At 59.8% G+C, this 18,222-nt stretch carries 15 protein-coding genes; 12 read left to right on the forward strand and 3 right to left on the reverse strand.

From position 1 onward, the window contains the following. Window positions 1-18: 18 nt before the first annotated feature. Both hemL and thiD read right to left on the reverse strand, forming a co-directional pair. Window positions 19-1,320, reverse strand: a complete 1,302-nt coding sequence (gene hemL / locus RAE19_RS12240; RefSeq protein ID WP_313868678.1) for a glutamate-1-semialdehyde 2,1-aminomutase — start codon at window positions 1,318-1,320, stop codon at window positions 19-21. A 14-nt stretch (window positions 1,321-1,334) separates the two neighbouring features. After that, a complete protein-coding gene (thiD, locus tag RAE19_RS12245) occupies window positions 1,335-2,222 on the reverse strand; it encodes a bifunctional hydroxymethylpyrimidine kinase/phosphomethylpyrimidine kinase (protein WP_313875147.1) in 888 nt (295 codons plus the stop codon). Window positions 2,223-2,398: 176 nt separating this feature from the next. Here thiD and RAE19_RS12250 point away from each other — a divergent pair, with 176 nt between their 5' ends. From RAE19_RS12250 to RAE19_RS12275, 6 genes are all read left to right on the forward strand, one after another. After that, window positions 2,399-2,551, forward strand: coding sequence for a rubredoxin (locus RAE19_RS12250; RefSeq protein ID WP_296509851.1), 153 nt, complete (start codon window positions 2,399-2,401; stop codon window positions 2,549-2,551). A gap of 71 nt (window positions 2,552-2,622) precedes the next feature. Next, window positions 2,623-3,015, forward strand: coding sequence for a response regulator (locus RAE19_RS12255; protein WP_313875148.1), 393 nt, complete (start codon window positions 2,623-2,625; stop codon window positions 3,013-3,015). Beyond that, a complete protein-coding gene (locus RAE19_RS12260; RefSeq protein ID WP_313875149.1) occupies window positions 3,015-3,380 on the forward strand; it encodes a response regulator in 366 nt (121 codons plus the stop codon). Before RAE19_RS12255 ends, RAE19_RS12260 begins: the two co-directional genes overlap by 1 nt. A 12-nt stretch (window positions 3,381-3,392) precedes the next feature. Further along, window positions 3,393-3,920, forward strand: a complete 528-nt coding sequence (locus RAE19_RS12265) for a chemotaxis protein CheW (RefSeq protein ID WP_313875150.1) — start codon at window positions 3,393-3,395, stop codon at window positions 3,918-3,920. 20 nt (window positions 3,921-3,940) lie between these two features. Further along, entirely contained in the window at window positions 3,941-6,202 is a 2,262-nt protein-coding gene (locus tag RAE19_RS12270; RefSeq protein ID WP_313875151.1) for a methyl-accepting chemotaxis protein, read from the forward strand. Between the two features lie 52 nt (window positions 6,203-6,254). Continuing rightward, complete coding sequence (locus RAE19_RS12275) at window positions 6,255-12,110, forward strand: hybrid sensor histidine kinase/response regulator (protein ID WP_313875152.1); 5,856 nt, start codon at window positions 6,255-6,257, stop codon at window positions 12,108-12,110. Here the strand turns inward: RAE19_RS12275 and RAE19_RS12280 are convergent. Beyond that, entirely contained in the window at window positions 12,083-13,579 is a 1,497-nt protein-coding gene (locus RAE19_RS12280; RefSeq protein ID WP_313875153.1) for a cryptochrome/photolyase family protein, read from the reverse strand. The two genes, RAE19_RS12275 and RAE19_RS12280, sit on opposite strands and share 28 nt — an antisense overlap. Before the next feature lie 21 nt (window positions 13,580-13,600). Here RAE19_RS12280 and RAE19_RS12285 point away from each other — a divergent pair, with 21 nt between their 5' ends. From RAE19_RS12285 to RAE19_RS12310, 6 genes are read left to right on the forward strand one after another with little or no spacing between them, the layout of a single operon-like run. Further along, window positions 13,601-14,200, forward strand: coding sequence for a YqgE/AlgH family protein (locus RAE19_RS12285; protein WP_313875154.1), 600 nt, complete (start codon window positions 13,601-13,603; stop codon window positions 14,198-14,200). After that, window positions 14,197-14,610 carry a Holliday junction resolvase RuvX gene (gene ruvX / locus RAE19_RS12290; RefSeq protein WP_313875155.1) on the forward strand — a complete coding sequence of 138 codons (414 nt, stop codon included), beginning with the start codon at window positions 14,197-14,199 and terminating at the stop codon, window positions 14,608-14,610. Before RAE19_RS12285 ends, ruvX begins: the two co-directional genes overlap by 4 nt. After that, window positions 14,607-15,104, forward strand: a complete 498-nt coding sequence (gene pyrR / locus RAE19_RS12295) for a bifunctional pyr operon transcriptional regulator/uracil phosphoribosyltransferase PyrR (RefSeq protein ID WP_313875156.1) — start codon at window positions 14,607-14,609, stop codon at window positions 15,102-15,104. Before ruvX ends, pyrR begins: the two co-directional genes overlap by 4 nt. A gap of 2 nt (window positions 15,105-15,106) precedes the next feature. Next, window positions 15,107-16,069, forward strand: coding sequence for an aspartate carbamoyltransferase catalytic subunit (locus tag RAE19_RS12300; protein ID WP_313875157.1), 963 nt, complete (start codon window positions 15,107-15,109; stop codon window positions 16,067-16,069). 25 nt (window positions 16,070-16,094) lie between these two features. Next, window positions 16,095-17,390 (forward strand): dihydroorotase, encoded by a 1,296-nt coding sequence (locus RAE19_RS12305; RefSeq protein ID WP_313875158.1) that lies wholly within the window; start codon window positions 16,095-16,097, stop codon window positions 17,388-17,390. A 22-nt stretch (window positions 17,391-17,412) separates the two neighbouring features. After that, the gene (locus RAE19_RS12310; RefSeq protein WP_313875159.1) at window positions 17,413-18,147 is read left to right on the forward strand and encodes a lysophospholipid acyltransferase family protein; all 735 of its coding nucleotides are present in this window, start codon (window positions 17,413-17,415) and stop codon (window positions 18,145-18,147) included. Window positions 18,148-18,222 lie beyond the last annotated feature (75 nt).

Consider the following 18,222-nt stretch of genomic DNA (forward strand, 5'->3'; position numbering starts at 1 on the left):
TGTTTGCGCGAGTAGCTTCTATTTTGATAGCAATTTGAATACGTCACCCGCCGCGGCGACTGTCTCTGCAATGTCGGCATCGGTGTGTGCTGCGCTCATGAAGCCAGCTTCGTAAAGCGCCGGGGCGATGTAAACACCGCGGTCCAGCAGGCCGTGGAACAGGGTGTTGAAACGCGCGTTGTCGGTGGTCATGACCTTGGCGTAGTTTTGCGGCAGTTCCTTGAAGAAGAAGAAACCGAACATGCCGCCCTCAGAGTCGCCGCAGAAGTCGATTCCCGCTTTGTCGGCTTCTGCTTGCAGGCCGCTGATCAGGGACTGTGTTTTGCGGCCCAAGTCTTCGTAGAAGCCGGGTTTGCTGATTTCTGCCAGCGTTGCCAAGCCGCAAGCGGTAGCCACCGGGTTGCCGGACAAAGTGCCGGCCTGGTACACCGGGCCCAAGGGTGCTAGCTGCTCCATCACCGCGCGCTTGCCGCCAAAAGCTGCCAAGGGCATGCCGCCGCCAATCACCTTGCCCATGACCGTCATGTCAGGCTCAAAGCCGGGAATGCTGCGGGCATAGACCTGCTGGGCGCTGCCGGGGGCGACGCGAAAACCCGTCATCACTTCGTCAAATACAAACAGCGCACCATATTCGGTGCACAGCTCGCTGCAGCGTTTGATGAAGGGCACGCTGGCGCGCACGAAGTTCATGTTGCCGGCAATCGGCTCGATCATCACGCAGGCCAACTCTTTGCCGTGCAGGGCGAAAGCTTCTTCGAGTTGCTGGATGTTGTTGTACTCCAGCACCAGGGTGTGCTGCACCACTTCCGGTGGTACGCCGGCGCTGGTGGGGTTGCCGAAGGTGGCCAGGCCTGATCCGGCTTTGACCAGCAGTGCGTCGGCGTGGCCGTGGTAGCAGCCTTCAAACTTCAAGATCTTGCTGCGGCCTGTAGCGCCGCGGGCTAGGCGGATGGCGCTCATGCCGGCCTCGGTGCCGCTGCTGACCAAGCGCACCATGTCCATGCTGGGCACTAACGCAAGGATGGCCTCGGCCAGTTCGACTTCGCGTTCGGTGGGGGCACCAAACGAGAAGCCGTCTAGCGCTGCTTTTTGCACCGCCTCCAGCACCGCAGGGTGGCCGTGGCCCAGGATCATGGGCCCCCAAGAGCCGATGTAGTCGATATAGCGCTTGCCGTCGGCGTCCCAAAAGTAGGCGCCTTGGGCACGTTGCACGAAGCGTGGTGTGCCGCCCACGGCCTTGAATGCACGCACAGGCGAGTTCACGCCACCGGGAATCACGCGCTTGGCGCGCTCAAAGAGTTCTAAATTACGGTCTGTCACAAAATTTCTGCCAGTTAGTGTCGGGTGGAGTTGGGAGGGACTTCGAAATCGGCTTCAAGGGCACTGATGGTGCTTTCGTCGTCGTCATCGGATTCTGGCTGTGCCCAGAAAAGCCGGTCTGGAATCACGTGCCCCATGCCGGGGCGGAACCCGTTTTCCAGGCATCGGTCCAGGTAACTCAGGGCTTCGGTCACGGCTTCGTTCAATTCGGTGCCGCTGGCAATCAATGCTGCCAATGCTGCGGAGAGGGTATCGCCTGCTCCCGTGAAGATGGCTTCAAAGCGCTCAAACTTTTCACTGCACAACACAGAGGTGGGCGAGGCCAATACGTTATCAATGAACTGGTCCGGCAGCGGGATGCCGGTGACCAAGGTGTAGGGCACACCAAATGCATTGGCCGCTTTGGCGATGTCACGGGCTGATGGGCTTTTGTCGGCGCTCCAGTCCGGTAGCAGCCAGCGCGAGAGCGTGCTGTGGTTTCCTACCAACAGAGTGGTCTGTGGCAAAAGTAACTCTGTGCAAGCGTCTTGGTACAAATCGATCTTGTCTTCCTCCCACCAGGAGAGGTCGGGCATGTAGGCAACTAGCGGGACATCGGCATAGTCCGAGGCCAGTTCCGCAATCGCAGAAAGGTTCTCTGGTGTACCCACAAAACCGACCTTGAAGACCTGCGCGGGAACGTCTTCAAGAATGATGCGGGCTTGCTCAGTGACCGCCTCGTCATCAAAGGGGAAATGGTCCACGATCTCTGTGGTGTCGCGGGCATAAGCACCCGTGACCACGGGCAGGGCATGGGCGCCTACGGACGCAATCGCAGTGAGGTCGGCAGAGGTCCCGGCGCTACCGCTCGGGTCGTTGGCGTTGAATGCCATGACGCAAGCCGAAGGTCCGTCGTCGTCCATGGTTTCGTCAAGTTCGGGGGGAGGGATGCCGACATCTAGAGGCCTCTATTAGGGTAAGTCATCGTGCAGAATGGCGTTCTTTAGATGGGCGGTCGTCTTTTTCACAAAACCTGCTCTATACAATCGTTGGATTCTATTTGAAGGCTCAATAAGCTGTGACTGATACCAAAACTTGGATGTGCTTGATTTGCGGTTGGATTTACGACGAAACCGCCGGAGCGCCTGACCATGGCATCGCACCCGGTACCTTGTGGGCGGATGTTCCGATGAACTGGACTTGCCCCGAATGTGGTGCTCGTAAAGAAGATTTTGAAATGGTGCAGATCTGACACCCTTTGCGGGTGTGAAATTTGCTTGTGCTGACGTATCTCGCCAACGCGGGGAGCATTCCTCTTAACGTATGACCATTCCCACCTTCAAAGTGCTCGTGATAGACGACAGCAACACGATAAGACGTAGCGCGGAAATCTTTCTCAAGCAGGGTGGGCACGATGTCCTGTTGGCAGAGGACGGTTTCGATGCGCTCGCCAAGGTAAATGATTACCAGCCGCACATCATCTTCTGTGACATTCTCATGCCACGGCTGGACGGCTACCAGACTTGCGCCATCATCAAGCGCAACACCAAATTTTCTAGTGTGCCGGTGGTCATGTTGTCCTCCAAGGACGGTGTCTTCGACAAAGCCCGGGGCCGCATGGTCGGCGCGCAGGACTACCTCACCAAACCATTTACCAAAGACCAATTGCTGAAAGCGGTTCAGCAATTCGGAGCTGCCATGCAAGGAGCGAATTGATGCCTATCCAAAAAGTACTGATCGTTGACGATTCCAAAACAGAGTTGCTGTTTCTTACCGAGATTTTGCAGAAGAACGGATTCAGCGTCCGTTCGGCAGAGAACGCTGACGAGGCGTTCAAGCGTCTCACAGAAGACCGTCCGCACCTGATTTTGATGGACGTGGTGATGCCCGGGCAAAACGGCTTCCAGCTGACGCGGGCGATCAACCGCACGCCTGAATATGCCGACATCCCGATCATCATGTGCACCAGCAAGAGCCTGGAGACCGACCGGGTCTGGGGCATGCGCCAGGGCGCCAAAGACTACATCACCAAGCCGGTCGATGCATCTGAGTTGCTAGCCAAAATCAAGGCACTGGGCTAACGCCGACTTGATATGGCCAACAGAGACGCACTCCGAGAATTACAAGCCCGGCTCGCGAGCCGTTTGCAAGCTGCGAAGACCGAAGGTATGTCGGTGGCGTGGTTGGCCGTGCAGGCCGGCGCCCGGAAGTATCTGTTTCCATTGGGTCAGTCCGGCGAAATCGTTCCCGTGTCCCATCTGCAAGCGGTCCCCTACTCGGTGGACTGGTTCTTGGGGGTCATGAATATCCGGGGCGGTCTTTTCGGAGTCGTCGATCTTGCGGCGTATTTGGCGCAAGACGGGGTGGGTTCCAGGCAGGTAGTTGCCGGGGAGCCCAGTGTGGTGACGCTCAATGCAGCATTGGATGTGAATTGCGCGTTGCAGGTGGATGTTTTGTCCGGCCTGCGCGGCGCTGATGCGTTCACCCAGTCACATGGTCCGGCAGAAGGCTCTCCGCCTTACCTGGGGAATGTGTTCATCGATAGCGCGGGTGAGTCTTGGCAAGAAATCAACTTGCGCGTTCTCTCCCAGTCTCCGCAGTTTTTAAGCATCACCGCTTAGTTCACCTGTAAGGTCTCAACATGTCTGTCGTCGATCAATTGAAGAATTTGTTTTCTAAGAAGCAGCTTGACTCTGAGCTGGACTCGCGTTTGAGTTTGGCTATGCCCGATGTGACTATCGTCAATACAGACAATGAGATGCAACCCGAGTCGCGGAACGCGCCTTTGCAGGGTGCAGCAGCGGCAGCAGTTGAAGAGGCGGCGCCGACAGAGGGCGACTTGATCACCATTCCGGTGCTCGGGCGCAAGACGGTTGTGGAGCACCAGCGGACGTTGTTTGTTCTGTTGGGGGGCGCATTGATTGTTTTGGCCGGCGTTACTTTTTATGCGCTGAATCAATCGGACCGTGTCGCTCAACAATTGGGTGCGACAGGCCAGTCTCTGATGCAGTCGCAACGCTTGGCGAAGTCAGTGTCCCAGGCGGTGGTGGGCAGCGCCCAGGCCTTCCCTGACGTGTCGGACAGTGCCAGTATTCTGTCGAAATCGGTACGGGGTCTCCAGGCTGGTGATGACGAGATGCGCATCAACCCGCTGAGTGAAGATTACGCGCCGGAGCTCGGCAAGGTTCTCCCCCTCGTAGAGCGCGCCGACAAGAACGCCAAGGCTGTGATCGCGCAACAAAAAATGTTGACCCAGATCGGGTCTGCGCTCCGCTTGATTAACCGTCAGTCCTCTGACTTGCTGGAAGTTGCGGAAACCGTTTCCTCCTTGAAGCTGCAACAGAACGCGCCTGCCGCTGAAATTTCTGCGGTCGGTCAGTTGGTGATGTTGACGCAGCGGATTGGCAAGTCCTCCAACGAGTTCTTGACCGCCGAGGGCGTGAGCCCTGAAGCTGTGTTCTTGCTGGGTAAGGACTTGAACACCTTCAAGGAGATTTCAGAAGCGCTGTTGTCCGGAAGCACCGAGCTCCGACTCACCGCCACTAAAGACGAAGCCACCCGCGAGCAACTCGAAGCACTGATCAAGATGTATGAAGAGACCCGGGTTCAAGCGGGCGCGATCTTGGGTAACTTGCAGGGCTTGGTATCTGCGCGTGAAGCGCAAGGCGCGATCATTGCGGATAGCGAACCCTTGCGCCGCAATCTGGAAGACTTGCAGGCCAAGTTGTCCGGTCAAGCCGGTATCGGTGGCGCCTCTCTGGCATTGCTGATCTTGGCGGCGCTGTTTGCGCTGGTGTGTGCGGGTGGACTGTCTTATGTGCAGCTGCAAGACAGCCGCAAGCGTCAAGTGGTAGCCGAAGACCAGCGTTTGGAAGCGGAGCGCCAAGAACAGGAAGCCAAGCGTGTGAACGACGCCAACCAAGCTGCGATTTTGCGTTTGATGAACGAACTGCAAACGGTTGCGGAAGGTGATTTGACCCAAGAAGCGACCGTGACCGAAGACATTACCGGCGCTATTGCTGACTCGGTGAACTACACGGTGGAAGAACTGCGCTCGCTGGTGTCGAACGTACAAAACACGGCGGCCCGGGTGGCACAAACGACCGCAGATGTGGATGCCACTTCGACCGAGCTGCTTGCAGCATCCAACGAGCAACTGCACGAAATTCGTGAAACCGGCAAGTCGGTTCTTGATATGGCGGGCCGTATTAACGAAGTGTCTGCACAAGCCCAAGAGTCTGCGACGGTAGCCCGTCAATCCTTGCAAGCGGCGGAGTCCGGTTTGCAGGCGGTGCAAAACGCCATCGGCGGTATGAACTCCATCCGTGACCAGATTCAGGAAACCTCCAAGCGGATCAAGCGACTGGGTGAATCCTCTCAAGAGATTGGTGAAATTACAGAGCTGATTTCTGACATTACCGAGCAGACCAACGTGTTGGCTCTGAACGCCGCCATTCAGGCCGCATCGGCAGGTGAGGCTGGTCGCGGATTCTCGGTGGTGGCGGAAGAAGTGCAGCGTCTGGCTGAACGCTCCGCCGATGCGACGCGTCAGATTGCGGCGCTGGTGAAGGCCATTCAGACGGATACGCAGGATGCCATCGGCGCGATGGAGCGTTCCACGCAGGGTGTGGTGGAAGGGGCCAAGCTTTCCGATAACGCCGGTACCGCGCTGACTGAAATTGATCGGGTGTCCCGCCAAGTGGCCGACCTGATTGAGCAGATCTCGAACGCTGCTTCCCGCGAAGCAGGTTTGGCGAACGTGGTGGCTGACAACATTCAGCACATTTTTGCGGTGACCGAGCAGACGGGTGAAGGTACCCGCGCGACTGCTAATCAAGTGCGTGAACTCTCCCGTATGGCCGAGGAACTCCGTCAATCGGTGTCCCGGTTCAAGATTTCCTGATAGCGTGCCCACGTGACCTCCCGCCCCGTGATTTCCAGGAGTGCCTGAACCCATGTCGTCCAACCTTCTTGATTCCGGAGATAACGAACTCGCTATCGGTGACCTGGGGCCGTTGGCTTGGGTGCTCGAAGAGCTCCGCAAGTCCCTAGACGGAGCCACCAAGGCGATGCGTCGTTTTGTCCGCGACGCTGAAATGGCCCGCGGAGCGGATTTGACGGAGCTGGATGCCAGCCACCTGCGCATAGCGCGCCAGCAGCTGCATCAAGCAGTGGGTGCATTGGAAATGGTGGGCCTAGAGGCGCCTGCCAAGTTTGTGCGAGCCATGGAAACACTGGCTCAAAAGTTCGTGCAGAGGCCGGAGCAGTGCAGCGATGACGCGGCGAACGCCATGGAGCGCGCCAGCTTCGCCCTGACGGAATACCTGGATGGTGTCATCAAGGGCAAGTCTGCTTCCTCGGTGGCGTTGTTCCCGCAGTACAAAGTTCTGCTCGAGATGGCCGGCGCGGAACGGATTCACCCTGCGGATTTGTGGCCACCAGCCTGGCAATGGATCCCGGTGCAGGTGCCCGAAGGTGTGGAGCCGCACACTGCGGGCCCGCAGGTCCGCCGGGAAATGGATCATGCAGTGTTGCGACTCGTCAAATACGGTGAAAAAGAGGCCGCGCTTCGTTTGTTGCAAGTCAGTCTGGGCTTGGCTGCCGCAGCGCAGTCCATGGAAGAGCGCACCTTTTGGATGGTCTGCGGCGCCTATTTCGAGGGAATGTCGCAAGACCTGTTTGATAGCGACATCTATACCAAGCGCGCCGCATCGCGCATCCTGCAGCAATATGTGGCGCTGACAAAGGGTCAAACTGCAGTGTCTGAGCGACTTGCCCAAGACATTGTGTTTTTCTGCTCTCGGGCGATACCTGCGGACCCCACTGTGGCACCTGTGTTGACGGCAGTCCGCACTGCTTACGGCTTGACCCGCAACAAGCAAGTGGACTATGTCAGTGAGCAGTTCGGTCGCTTTGACCCTGCGATGCTGGTTCTCGCGCGCAAGCGTATAGCAGCAGCTGCCGAGACATGGTCGGCCTTGGCAGGTGGAGATGTCAATCGCCTCAAAGCAGCAGCTGAACAGTTTGCTGCGGTTTCGGAGGCCGTGACCAAATTGCACCCTGAGAGTGGTGAGTTGGCTCGCGGCTTGTCGCAGGTGATCGAGGCAACTGCCCGTTCTGGCGTGGCGCCGACACCGGCGGTGGCGATGGAAGTTGCCACTTCGATTCTTTACCTCGAAGCGGCTTACGAAGATCTCGACCCCACAGACAACCAGTTGGCTGAGCGGAGTGCCCGGTTGGCGCAGCGACTCCAGCATGTGACAGACGGCGAAGAGCCGGAGCCGCTGGAAACGTGGATGGAAGAGCTGTACCGCCGCGTGAGTGATCGCCAGACCATGGGCAGTGTGGTGGATGAGCTCCGCACGACCCTGGGAGATATTGAAAAGTCGCTGGATCAATTCTTTAGGGACCCGCGCGACAAAAGTCCCCTTCGCAGCGTACCAGGGCAGTTCGCCCAAATGCGCGGCGTGTTCTCAGTGCTGGGGTTGGATCAGCCCTCGCTCGCCGCTTTGCGGATGCGCACGACGGTGGAACAGCTGCTGGTTGATGAGGTCGACGCTTCTACCGCGCCCACAGGCGTGTTTGAAAAGCTCGGTAACAGCTTGGGTGCGTTGGGCTTCTTAATCGACATGTTGAGCTTTCAGCGCTCGCTCGCGAAGACCCTTTTCGTTTATGACGAGAGCCTTGGCGAGTTCAAGCCCGTGATGGGCCGCGAGCGTATGGTGGTTCCAGAGGTGGAGGTCGTGCAGGACGAGGTCCAAGACGATCTGGCCAGCTTGGCAGCGGTTGCAGCGGCGTCTCCAACTCCTGCCAGCGCGCCTATCCAGCCAGCCGCCGCGGACTTGGACGATGACGATGCGGCAGAGCTCCAGGATATCTTCCTCGAAGAAGCCCGTGACGTTATCGAGCGCGGACGCGAGGCGCTTGCCGCATTGCGTCTGGACCCGACCAATCTTGCAGACCAAACCACTTTGCGCAGGGCGTTCCATACGCTCAAGGGCAGTTCCCGCATGGTCGGTTTGGATGACTTCGGCGAGGCATCCTGGGCCTTTGAGCAGCTCCTCAATACATCGTTGGCCGAACAGCGGCCTGCGAGCAACGCGCTGATGGATGTCGCAGACCAGGCCATCGCCGGTTTGGCACGCTGGGTCGCTGATATCGCTCAGGGGCAAGCATCTGGCTGGAGTTCTGTGCCTTTCCGGGCCACCGCTGATGCATTGCGATTGCATGGCCAAAGCGTGGCTCTAGATATTCCGTCAGAACTTCCCGATGCGGTAATTTCCTCGGATGAGGCCCTAATCGAGCCAGAGGCTTCGCTTGCACAAGACGCTCCGTCGATCGAGCAACCTGCAGAAGAAGCTTCGGATCTGGAGTTGCCTGAACTCGAAGAGATTCAGGTCGATTTTGCGGCCACCGAAATGGGGTCTATCGTTTTGGATGACCTGCCTTCTCCGCCGCCCGAAGAAGCCAAGCCAGATTTCGTGGCAACACAGATCTTCGACTTCGACGCGACAAGTTTGGATATTGCCGAGCCCACTGCGCAATCGTTGGACTCCGTGGAAAGCGTCGAGCTCTCAGACGTCGACTTGGGTGACTTCGACTTTTCTGATTTCGATGCGCCTTCGCAGACGATCCATGCGCCGCTGGAAACCCGCTTGCTCGATATCAACGAGCTGGAGAGCAGTAAAGCTCCGGTGGCAGATGCTCCGGACGAGCCGGAAGAGCTTGTAGCAGCGGAATTCGATAGCGAAGAACTCGTTGAAGAGCAATCGCCGCCCGCCACCACAGGGCTGGTGCTGCAATTCCCTGAACGTGTCTCTGCAGATCCTGATGAGGGCATGAAGGTCATTGGCCCGCTGCGCATGAGTATCCCGCTCTACAACGTCTACCTGAACGAGGCCGATGAATGGTCGCGCAGGCTGCAAACAGAGTTGGGTGAGTGGGCGATAGAGCTTCAAGAGCCGGTGTCCGATACCGTCATTTCTTTGGCCCATTCTTTGCTGGGCAGTTCCGCGACGGTGGGCTTTACTGCGCTTTCAGAAACCGCCAAAGCCTTGGAGCAAGCGCTTCAGCATGTTCAGTTGCACCGGCAAGTGCAGGCAGACCATGCAGATGTGTTTTGCGACGCCGCTGAAGACATTCGCCGCTTGCTGCACCAGTTCGCTGCAGGTTTTGTGAAAGAGGCGGATTCACACGTTTTGCAAGCTTTGCAAGACATCACCGAAACGGAGTTCCCGGCACCTGTGATGGAGTCCGGGGATACCTTGCAAGAGCCGGACGAGGAATCGGACTTCAACAGCCTCGAATCTGTCGCGCCCGTGGCTTCCGAGCCAGTGCCGCTCGCCGAGCCCGAAGCCCCCGCGGATGTGGCCTTGCCGCCCGAAACACCAGCCTCCGAGGCGGTGAACGCGCCAACGCCTTTGCCAGAAGCTGCTCCCCTCATCGTGTTGGATGGGGATGATGAAGAATGGGTCGCGCAAGACAGCCTCGATGTGGACTTGCTGCCCATCTTTGAAGAAGAGGCCACTGAGTTGATGCCTCAATTAGGTGCCGCACTGCGCCAATGGGTATCTCATCCCGACGAGATGGCTGCCCGGCAAGAAGTGATGCGTTTGCTCCACACACTCAAGGGCAGTGCGCGCCTTGCGGGTGCCATGCGCTTGGGTGAAATGGGGCACCGGATGGAGTCCTCCATCGAGACCTTGGGTGCCGAAGGTTTGCAATCGCTGCAACTCGAGCCCTTGCTCACCCGCTTTGATGCGATGCAGGCGGTGTTTGTGGGCTTGGGCAGAGCGCTCCAGGACGCGGAGCAAGAAGCGGCTGTGCCGACACCCCCAGTGTCTACGCTAGCAACCGAGGCAACGGCTCCTGAGTCGGGTGCAGCGGCACGCATGCCCAAGCTATTGCCCGCAGTGGCGGCTACGGCTCCCCAGCCACGCGCGCAAGGTAACCAATCGGTGCGTGTGCGTGCGCAGCTGTTGGATCGGCTGGTCAACCAAGCGGGCGAGGTCATGATTGCGCGTTCGCGGGTGGATGAGCGAATCGGTCAGATCCGCATGTCGCTGGGCGAGCTTTCGGGCAACCTGGATCGCTTGCGCCAGCAACTGCGCGACGTCGAGTTGCAAGCCGAGTCACAAATGCAGTCTCGACTGGCGCAGACCAAAGACTCGCAACAGGCCTTCGACCCGCTGGAGTTTGACCGGTTCACACGCGTACAAGAGCTGACCCGCATGATGGCCGAGTCGGTGAACGACGTGGCCACTGTGCAGCGCAATTTGCTCCGCTCGGTGGAAGGCGCCGAGGACGACTTGATCGCACAAGGTCGCCAGGCCCGCGAACTGCAAAAAGACTTGCTCCGCACCCGGATGGTGGAATTCGACAGCGTGTCAGACCGCCTGTATGGCGTGGTCCGCCAAGCGGCGAAAGATGTCGGAAAGCAAGTCAAGCTGGACATCATCGGGGACGCGATTGAAGTGGACCGCGGTGTGCTGGACCGTATGGCGCCCGCCTTTGAGCACTTGTTGCGCAACGCGGTGGCACACGGTGTTGAGAGGCCTGAAGTGCGAGTGACCGCGGGTAAGCCGGCGGCAGGCGCGATTCAGGTGCGGGTCTTGCAAGAAAGCAATGACATCACGGTGACCTTCAGTGACGACGGTGCCGGGCTGGATCTGGAGCGTATCCGCAGCAAAGCCGAGGCCAAACAGCTGATTGAGTCGGGCGCCGCCATGAGCGACGCTGATGCCGCGAACCTGATTTTTATGCCAGGCTTTTCTACGGCGGATGAAGTCACCGAGCTCTCCGGGCGCGGTGTCGGCATGGATGTGGTGCGTGCAGAGGTGCATGCGCTCGGTGGGCGCATTGAGACCCAAAGCCGAGCAAACGCCGGGACTTCGTTCAAGCTGGTGTTACCACTGACCACTGCCGTGACCCAGGTGGTGATTCTGCGGATGGGAGATTTCTCCATCGGCGTGCCGGCCAACATCATGGAAACCGTGTTGCGAGTGCCCAGCGGGCAACTCAAAGACGCATATGCCGCGCAGAGTTTTTCATTCGGTGATGAATCCGTGCCTTTCTTTTGGGGCGGAGCATTGTTGCAAGTGTCCGCACAAAGTGAAGAAATGGCGGGCAAAACTCTGCCGGTGGCCATCTTCCGGAGTGCGGGCCAGCGGCTGGCGGTTCACGTCGACGAAGTTTTGGGCAACCGCGAAGTGGTGGTGAAGAACCTGGGCCCACAATTGGCCCGCTTGCCCGGCCTGGCAGGCATGTCTGTGCTGGCTTCGGGTGCTGTGGTGTTGATCTACAACCCGGTCGCGTTGGCATCGGTGTACGGAGATCAAGCCCGTGCCTTGGTGACTCAGCGCCAGGATCGCGGTGCACAAGGCACAGAGCGAGCCGAGGCTCAGCAAACAGCCACAGTGGTTGCGGCTACCCAGCTGCCATTGGTGCTGGTGGTTGATGATTCGATCACGGTGCGCCGTGTGACCCAGCGTTTGCTCAAGCGTGAAGGCTATCGGGTCGCGCTGGCGAATGATGGCTTGCAGGCCTTGGAGCGTTTGCAAGAAGAAGTGCCTGCGGTGGTCTTGTCTGACATTGAGATGCCGCGCATGGACGGCTTCGACTTGGCTCGCAACATCCGTGCAGATGCCAAGTTGCGTGGCCTGCCTATCATCATGATCACGTCGCGTATTGCCGAGAAACACCGCGAGCACGCCCGCGAGCTCGGTGTGGATCACTATCTCGGCAAGCCCTACTCAGAAGATGAGCTGCTGGGCTTGGTGCGGGCTTATTGCTCGGCTGCGGTTCCCGCCTGATCCCCTGACTTTTTGAGAAAGCCATAGCGCGCCAAGGTGCGCTCCCTGGCTTGCGCATGGTCCACAACGGGAGCGGGGTAGTTCACGCCCAACTCCACACCGGCGGCGAGCAGCTCCATCGGCTTGGCGGCCCAAGGCGCGTGGATCGCTTTGTCTGACAGGCCCGCGAGTTGGGGGAGGTAGCGCCGGATGAACTTGCCCTGCGCATCAAAGCGCTCGCTTTGCGTCACGGGGTTAAAAATCCGGAAATAGGGTTGCGCATCGCAACCACTCGAGGCGACCCACTGCCATCCACCGTTGTTGGCAGACAAGTCAAAGTCATTGAGATGGGTCGCGAAGTAGCGTTCGCCCCAGCGCCAATCCAGCCCCAAGTGTTTGACCAAAAAGCTTCCGGCCACCATCCGCAAGCGGTTGTGCATATAGCCGGTCTGGTTGAGCTGGGCCATGGCGGCATCAACGATCGGGTAGCCGGTGCGGCCTTCGCACCACGCCGCATACAGGGCTTCTGCGTGCTCGCCGCTCTCCCATTGGATGTGGTCGTACTCCGGTTTGAAGGCGTGACGGGCCACCCGGGGAAAGTTCGCCAGAATCTGAAAATAAAAATCGCGCCACGCTAGCTCTGCAAGCCAAACAGATGCCCCTTGGCTCCCGGCGCGCACCCGCTCCAAGGCCAGGTTGACCAAGTCCCGGATGGACACGGTGCCAAAGCGCAAATGAACACCCAGGTAGCTTGGGCCCTTGAGGCTCGGGTAGTCACGGGCTTCGCCATAGCGGTCCATGCGGACCACAAAATCGTTCAGCAGCGTCTGACCTGCGGACTCGCCGCCGTGCATTCCGAGTGTTTGCAGATTGGTCTCCTCAAAACCCAGAGAGGACAGTGAGGGTACGGAGCTATGCAACTCATGAGGCACCGGGGCCAATACTGCCGCTATGTTCTCGGGGAGCTGATGTTGGGCCACGGTATTTGCCCCGATGCGGGCCAGCCAAGCGCGGTGATAGGGGGTGAACACGCCGTAGGGCTTGCCCATCTGCGTCAAAACTTCGCGCTCTTCAAAAATCACCTGATCTTTGACCAGTTTGAGCTGGCGGCCTTCGCTCAGTAGTTGTTGCTGCACGGCAGTGTCACGCTCAAGGGCTGCAGGCTCGTAGTCCCTGGCTGCGAATACCGCTTGCACATCCAAGCGCGCTGCCAACTCGGGAATCGCATCAACCGAATCCGCATGCAGAACGATCAACCCGCCACTGCCCGGTGCCATCGCACCAAGCCGGGTGTGCAGTTCAGAAACTGCGCCATGAATGAACTCCACACGTCGGTCCTGCCGGGGCAGGTGGTTCAGGATCGCCTTGTCGAATACAAAAACGCAATACACCGCCTCGCAAGATGCGGCAGCGAGGGCCAAGGCCGAGTTGTCTTGGGTGCGCAAATCGCGGCGGAACCAAACCAGCCCTTTGGAGAATTCAGATTGCATGTCAGCCGTTAAAATCAGGGAATGTCCGGCGATTCTGCACCTTTCAATCTCACCCATCATTTCCTGATCGCAATGCCCGGGCTGGACGATGAGATGTTCTCCAAAAGCGTAGTCTTTGTTTGTGAGCACTCAGAGCGCGGGGCCTTAGGCCTGATCATCAACAAGCCCGCAGACATGCCCTTGACGGCATTGTTCCACAAGATCGACCTGACCTTGCAGCGGGCAGACCTGCTCGAACAGCCGGTATTCCAAGGTGGCCCCGTACAAACCGAGCGCGGCTTCGTATTGCACGAGCCCGTGATTACCGGAGGCCCTGAGGCCGGCGAATCTCTTTATGCCTCCACCATGACCATACCCGGCGGGTTGGAGATGACCACCTCCCGCGATGTGCTCGAGGCGCTGTCGATCGGCTCTGGCCCCAAACGTGTGCTGGTCACCTTGGGTTATGCAGCTTGGGGCGAAGGGCAGTTGGAAACCGAGTTGGGTGAAAACAGCTGGCTCACCACACCTGCAGATCACGCCATTATTTTTGATACGCCGGCAGACCAGCGTTACGACCGGGCGCTGGGCTTGCTCGGCCTGCAGTCGTGGATGATTTCTCAGCAAGTGGGGCACGCATGAGCGAGGCCGTAGTGCCCGTTCCCGAGGCATTCACGACCTTCATTGCTTTTGATTTCGGCTTGAAGCGAACCGGCGTTGCGGTGGGCAACCGCTTGATGCGCACCGCCCAGCCACAAGGCTCTATCCATGCCGAAGGCAACGCCCGCTTTGACGGTGTGGCCGCCAAACTCAAAGAATGGCAGCCTGATGCCATCGTGATCGGCGTGCCCTATCACCCTGACGGCGCCCCGCATGAAAACACGGCGCGTGCCAAAAAGTTCGGCCGCCAGTTGCAAGGGCGTTTCGGCTTGCAAGTGTTTGAGGTGGACGAGCGCTACAGCACCACCGAGGCGATTGCCAGCGGCGCCAAAGACGCCGATGCCATGTCAGCCTGCATTATTTTGGAACAATTTTTGAGGAACCTCCCGTGACCACATTGGCTTTGGATGCAGAGGCGCTGTACCGCGAACTCCTGCGCGGCGTACAGCAGTTGTGCAATGCAGATACCCGCTTGGTGGGCATCACCTCGGGAGGTGCTTGGCTGGCCGAGCGCCTGCAGGCGGACCTGAAACTCGCAGGCAAGCACGGCACGATTTCATCCGCCATGCACCGGGACGACTTCGCCAAACGCGGCCTGTCTTCCGGCGGCCAGACCCAGTTGCCCTTTGATGTGAATGGCGCCGATATTCTGGTGCTGGACGACGTGCTCTACACCGGCCGCACCATCCGCGCGGTGATCAACGAGCTGTTTGACTACGGCCGCCCTGCGCAAGTGCGCTTGGCGGTGCTGGTGGACCGGGGAGGGCGCCAGTTGCCCATCCAGGCCGAATTCGCGGCCGCGCGGGTTAGCCTGGCGGCCAACCAGTCGCTGGCTTTGGCGCGTAGCGCTGAAGGTGTATTTTCTTTTGATGTGCAGGAGGCCTGAGCATGTTGTACAAGCGCAATCCGCAACTCAACAAACACGGCGAGCTGATCCACCTGCTGTCCACCGAAGGGCTGCCCAAAAACATCCTCACCCACATTCTGGACACCGCCACCAATTTCGTGTCGCTCAACGACCGCGAAGTTAAAAAAGTGCCCTTGCTGCGCGGCAAAAGTGTGTTCAACCTGTTCTTTGAGAACAGCACTCGCACCCGCACTACCTTCGAGATTGCTGCCACCCGCCTGAGTGCGGACGTCATCAACCTCGATATCGCGCGCTCTAGTGCCTCCAAAGGCGAGTCCCTGCTGGACACCATCGCCAACCTGAGCGCCATGGCGGCCGACATGTTCGTGGTGCGTCACAGCGAATCCGGCGCGCCTTATCTGATCGCCCAGCACGTCGCACCCCATGTGCATGTGATCAACGCCGGCGATGGCCGCCATGGCCACCCCACCCAAGGTCTGCTGGATATGTTCACCATCCGGCACTACAAAAAAGACTTTTCCAACCTCACGGTCGCCATCGTGGGCGACGTGCTGCACTCCCGCGTGGCGCGCTCTGACATCCATGCGCTCACCACTCTGGGCTGTGCTGAGGTGCGGGTGGTCGGCCCCAAAACGCTGGTGCCCTCCGACATGGCCCAGATGGGCGTGCGGGTGTGCCATACCTTGGAAGAGGGCATCAAGGACTGCGACGTCATCATCATGCTGCGCCTGCAAAATGAGCGCATGAGTGGCGCGTTGTTGCCGTCTACGCACGAGTTCTTCAAGAGCTTCGGCCTCACGCCCGAGAAGCTGCAACTCGCCAAGCCCGACGCCATCGTCATGCACCCCGGCCCCATCAACCGCGGTGTTGAGATCGACTCTGCGGTGGTGGACGGCGCACAAGCGGTGATCCTGCCGCAGGTGACCTTTGGTATCGCCGTGCGCATGGCGGTCATGAGCATCGTCGCGGGCAACGAGGCCTGAGGCCCCAGATTCAAGGACTGAAGCAATGCAAATTCTGATTCAAGGCGGCCGCGTTATCGACCCCGCCAGCGGTACTGACACCGTGGCCGATGTGGCCATCTCCAGCGGCCGCATTCTGGCCATTGGCACTGTGCCCGCCGGCTTTGCCCCGCAAACCACCATCAACGCCCAAGGCTGCGTCGTCGCGCCGGGCCTGGTCGATTTGTCCGTGCGCCTGCGCGAACCCGGCCACGAGCACGAAGGTATGTTGGCCAGCGAAACCGCCGCCGCGGTCGCGGGTGGTGTCACCAGCGTGGTGTGCCCGCCCGATACCGAGCCAGTGCTGGACGAAGCCGGTCTGGTCGAAATGCTGCGCCACCGCGCAGAGCGCTTGCACCAGGCCCGCGTGTTTCCTCTCGGTGCTTTGACCCGCAATTTGCAAGGAGAAGTGCTCACCGAAATGCTGCAGCTCACCCAAGCCGGCTGCGTGGCCTTCAGCCAGGCCGAAGTGCCCTTGCTCAACACCCAGGTCACCCAGCGCGCCCTGCAGTACGCGAGCACCTTCGGCTACACCGTGTGGCTGCGCCCGCAAGAGGCTTACCTCGGCAAGGGCGTAGCTGCCAGTGGCCCCTTGGCTACCCGCATGGGCCTCTCGGGCGTGCCGGTGGCTGCAGAAACCATTGCCCTGCACACCATCTTTGAGCTGGTGCGCTCGACTAAGGCCCGCGTGCACCTGTGCCGTATCAGCAGCGCCGCCGGTGTGGAGCTGGTGCGCCAGGCCAAGGCCGAAGGCCTGCCTGTGACCTGCGATGTGAGCATCAACTCCTTGCACCTGACCGATGTGGACATTGGCTACTTCGACAGCCGCATGCGCCTGAACCCGCCCTTGCGCCAGCAGCGCGACCGCGATGCACTGCGCGCCGGCCTGGCCGATGGCACCATCGATGCGCTGGTCTCCGACCACAACCCCGTCAGCGCGGATGAAAAAACACTTCCCTTTGCCGAAGCTGAGCCCGGCGCCACTGGACTAGAGCTGCTGCTGAGCCTGGCCCTCAAGTGGGCGCAAGAGAGCGGCTTGGGCGTGGCAGATGCGGTGGCCACCGTCACCAGCCGCTCTGCGAACGTGTTGGGCAGCGCGTTGGGCACCTTTGCCGCCAGCGCAGGCCGCCTGACAACAGGCGGCGCGGCCGACATTTGCGTGTTCGACCCCGCCGCCCACTGGGTGGTGGAGCCATCCGCACTGGTGAGCCAAGGGCAGCACACGCCTTTCGGTGGCTACGAGCTGCCTGGCCACGTGAAGGCTACGCTGGTTGGTGGTCGTGTGGCCTACACCGCAGCCTGAAGCCGTACCGAGCCACAAGCCTATGCGCCAACTCAAAGCCTTGTGGCGAATCAGCCGTGTCCTCCTGCACGTGCTGGCGGGCGCGTGGCGCATTCGCACCGTGTTCCCCCGGCTGACGCAGCCAGAGCGTGATGCAGAGGTTCAGGCCTGGGCGCACGCCATGCTTGCGCGGCTAGCTATTAAATTGGTAGTAAACGGCACGCCACCCACCGGTGGCCCGGTGCTGCTGGCGGCCAACCATATCTCCTGGCTGGATATCGTGGTCATCCACGCCGCGCGGCATTGCCGCTTTATATCGAAGGCCGACATCCAGCACTGGCCCGTGGTGGGCACGCTGGCTACCGGCGCTGGCACGCTGTACATCGAGCGCGAATCCCGTCGCGACGCCATGCGCGTGGTGCACCATATGGCCGAGCGATTGAGCTTGGGCGAGGTGCTGGCCGTGTTCCCCGAGGGCACCACCGGCGACGGCACCCATGTGCTGCCTTTTCACGCCAACCTGCTCCAGGCCGCCATTGCGGTGAATGCTCCTATCCAACCGGTCGCCCTGCAGTTTGCCGACGCGCAGGGCCAGCAAAGCTTTGCCCCTTGCTATATCGGCGACGACACGCTGCTCGGCTCCCTGTGGCGCACGCTGTGCAGCGAGGGTATTCAGGCGGTAGTGACGTTTGGAACCCCGCAAACCGCCGACGGGCGCGACCGCAGGACGTGGGCTGCGGAGGTGCGGGAAGACATCATCGCGCTGCGCAAGCGCTGATTTACTCACTTTTTGATAGCTGCTTGCGCATATTCCATGGGCGCTAGAGGCTGATTTGATGTAAAAGTGGCTGGT

The sequence above is a fragment of the Rhodoferax potami genome, assembly GCF_032193805.1.
Classification (GTDB): domain Bacteria; phylum Pseudomonadota; class Gammaproteobacteria; order Burkholderiales; family Burkholderiaceae_C; genus Allorhodoferax; species Allorhodoferax potami_A.

What these genes read in the sequence shown, in the direction of transcription:
- thiD (WP_313875147.1), bottom strand. Translation starts at nt 2,222, where the DNA reads ATGGACGACGACGGACCTTCGGCTTGCGTCATGGCATTCAACGCCAAC.
- RAE19_RS12250 (WP_296509851.1), top strand. Translation starts at nt 2,399, where the DNA reads ATGTGCTTGATTTGCGGTTGGATTTACGACGAAACCGCCGGAGCGCCT.
- RAE19_RS12255 (WP_313875148.1), top strand. Translation starts at nt 2,623, where the DNA reads ATGACCATTCCCACCTTCAAAGTGCTCGTGATAGACGACAGCAACACG.
- RAE19_RS12260 (WP_313875149.1), top strand. Translation starts at nt 3,015, where the DNA reads ATGCCTATCCAAAAAGTACTGATCGTTGACGATTCCAAAACAGAGTTG.
- RAE19_RS12265 (WP_313875150.1), top strand. Translation starts at nt 3,393, where the DNA reads ATGGCCAACAGAGACGCACTCCGAGAATTACAAGCCCGGCTCGCGAGC.
- RAE19_RS12270 (WP_313875151.1), top strand. Translation starts at nt 3,941, where the DNA reads ATGTCTGTCGTCGATCAATTGAAGAATTTGTTTTCTAAGAAGCAGCTT.
- RAE19_RS12275 (WP_313875152.1), top strand. Translation starts at nt 6,255, where the DNA reads ATGTCGTCCAACCTTCTTGATTCCGGAGATAACGAACTCGCTATCGGT.
- RAE19_RS12280 (WP_313875153.1), bottom strand. Translation starts at nt 13,579, where the DNA reads ATGCAATCTGAATTCTCCAAAGGGCTGGTTTGGTTCCGCCGCGATTTG.
- RAE19_RS12285 (WP_313875154.1), top strand. Translation starts at nt 13,601, where the DNA reads ATGTCCGGCGATTCTGCACCTTTCAATCTCACCCATCATTTCCTGATC.
- ruvX (WP_313875155.1), top strand. Translation starts at nt 14,197, where the DNA reads ATGAGCGAGGCCGTAGTGCCCGTTCCCGAGGCATTCACGACCTTCATT.
- RAE19_RS12300 (WP_313875157.1), top strand. Translation starts at nt 15,107, where the DNA reads ATGTTGTACAAGCGCAATCCGCAACTCAACAAACACGGCGAGCTGATC.
- RAE19_RS12305 (WP_313875158.1), top strand. Translation starts at nt 16,095, where the DNA reads ATGCAAATTCTGATTCAAGGCGGCCGCGTTATCGACCCCGCCAGCGGT.
- RAE19_RS12310 (WP_313875159.1), top strand. Translation starts at nt 17,413, where the DNA reads ATGCGCCAACTCAAAGCCTTGTGGCGAATCAGCCGTGTCCTCCTGCAC.